The sequence below is a fragment of the Streptomyces sp. NRRL B-24572 genome (assembly GCF_002156145.1).
GTDB classification, from domain to species: domain Bacteria; phylum Actinomycetota; class Actinomycetes; order Streptomycetales; family Streptomycetaceae; genus Streptomyces; species Streptomyces vietnamensis.
On record NZ_MWIG01000817.1, the window covers coordinates 1 to 1,876 of the forward strand.

Annotated in this window: 2 protein-coding genes; both read left to right on the forward strand. The window is 70.4% G+C overall.

What is annotated here, in order from left to right; all coding sequences use genetic code 11:
- Positions 1 to 60 precede the first annotated feature (60 nt).
- Entirely contained in the window at positions 61 to 1,326 is a 1,266-nt protein-coding gene (ectB, locus tag CCN56_RS36545) for a diaminobutyrate--2-oxoglutarate transaminase (protein ID WP_373412944.1), read from the forward strand.
- Positions 1,327 to 1,362: 36 nt separating this feature from the next.
- Positions 1,363 to 1,779 (forward strand): ectoine synthase, encoded by a 417-nt coding sequence (locus CCN56_RS36550; RefSeq protein ID WP_086832042.1) that lies wholly within the window; start codon positions 1,363 to 1,365, stop codon positions 1,777 to 1,779.
- Positions 1,780 to 1,876 lie beyond the last annotated feature (97 nt).

Here is a 1,876-nt window from a genome sequence, read left to right on the forward strand (position 1 = left end):
CCGGCGTCCCGGACCCGCACGACTCCCCGCACCACACCCTGGAGAAGAGACCTCGTGACCCTGACCGACATCGCCGCCCCCTCTGTCTTCGAGACCGTCGAATCGGAGGTCCGCAGCTACTGCCGCGCCTGGCCCGTCGTCTTCGAGCGCGCCAGTGGGAGCCGGCTGTACGACGAGGACGGCCGTCCGTACCTGGACTTCTTCGCCGGGGCGGGCTCGCTCAACTACGGCCACAACAACCCGGTGCTCAAGCGCGCCCTCCTCGACTACCTCGCCGACGACGGCATCACCCACGGCCTCGACATGTCGACGACTGCCAAACGCACCTTCCTCGAGACCTTCCGCGAGACGGTCCTCGAACCCCGCGCCCTGCCCTACAAGGTGATGTTCCCCGGCCCCACCGGCACCAACGCCGTGGAGGCCGCCCTCAAACTCGCCCGAAAGGTCACGGGGCGCCAGACGGTCGTCTCCTTCACCAACGCCTTCCACGGCATGTCGCTCGGCTCACTGGCCGTCACCGGCAACGCCGCCAAGCGCGCCGGAGCCGGCGTCCCGCTGCACCACGCCGCCCGGATGCCCTTCGACGACTACCTCGACGGGCAGGTCACCGACTTCCTCTGGTTCGAACGGCTCCTGGACGACGCCGGCTCCGGCCTCGACCACCCGGCAGCCGTGATCGTCGAGACCGTCCAGGGCGAGGGCGGCATCAACGTCGCACGGGCCGAGTGGCTGCGCGCGCTTGCGGAGCTCTGCCGCCGGCACGAGATGCTCCTCATCGTCGACGACATCCAGATGGGCTGCGGACGCACCGGCGAGTTCTTCTCCTTCGAGGAGGCGGGCATCACGCCCGACATCGTCACCCTGTCCAAGTCCATCAGCGGCTACGGCCTGCCCATGTCCCTCTGCCTCTTCCGGCCGGAGCTCGACCTGTGGGAGCCCGGCGAGCACAACGGCACCTTCCGCGGCAACAACCCGGCCTTCGTCACCGCCACGGCCGCCCTCGACGCGTACTGGCGCGACGGCACCCTGCGCGAACGCACCCTGGGCCGGGCCGACCGGGTCGAGCGCGCCCTCCTCGACCTGTGCGGCGACGACGGCCGCTCGGGCCTGGCCGTGCGCGGGCGCGGCCTCGTGTGGGGCCTGGAGTTCGCCGACGGAGAGCGTGCCGCGGCCGTGTGCCGGCGGGCCTTCGAGATCGGTCTGCTCCTGGAGACCTCGGGGCCGCGGGGCGAGGTGGTCAAGCTGCTGCCGCCGCTGACCGCCACGGACGACGAACTCGACGAGGGCCTCGGCATGCTGGCCCGCTCCGTACGCCACTCCGTCTGAGACCGCATCGACAGAACCACCCGAAAGGCCATCGCCATGATCGTCCGCACCTTCGACGAGCTGGAGAACACCGAGCGGCACGTCCGGGCCGCGTCCGGGACCTGGGAGAGCAAGCGCATCGTCCTCGCCCGCGAACGGGTCGGTTTCTCCCTCCACGAGACCGTGCTGTACGCCGGCACCGAGACCTCCATGTGGTACGCCCACCACGTCGAGGCCGTCGTCTGCACCGCCGGAGAGGCCGAGCTCACCGACCACGAGACGGGTCGTACGTACACGATCCTGCCCGGAACGATGTACCTGCTCGACGGGCACGAGCGCCACACCCTCAAGGTCAAGCGGGACTTCCGCTGCCTGTGCGTCTTCAACCCGCCCGTCACCGGGCGCGAGGACCACGACGAGAACGGCGTCTACCCGCTCCTCACGGAACCCGGATCCGAGCCCGGCCAGGCCTGACACCCACCTGATTCCGTACGCGAAAGGAAGGCACCCCGCCCCATGGCCTCCGCACCCACCCGTCCCGTCGACCTCTACCCCACCCGCGGCTCCCGGG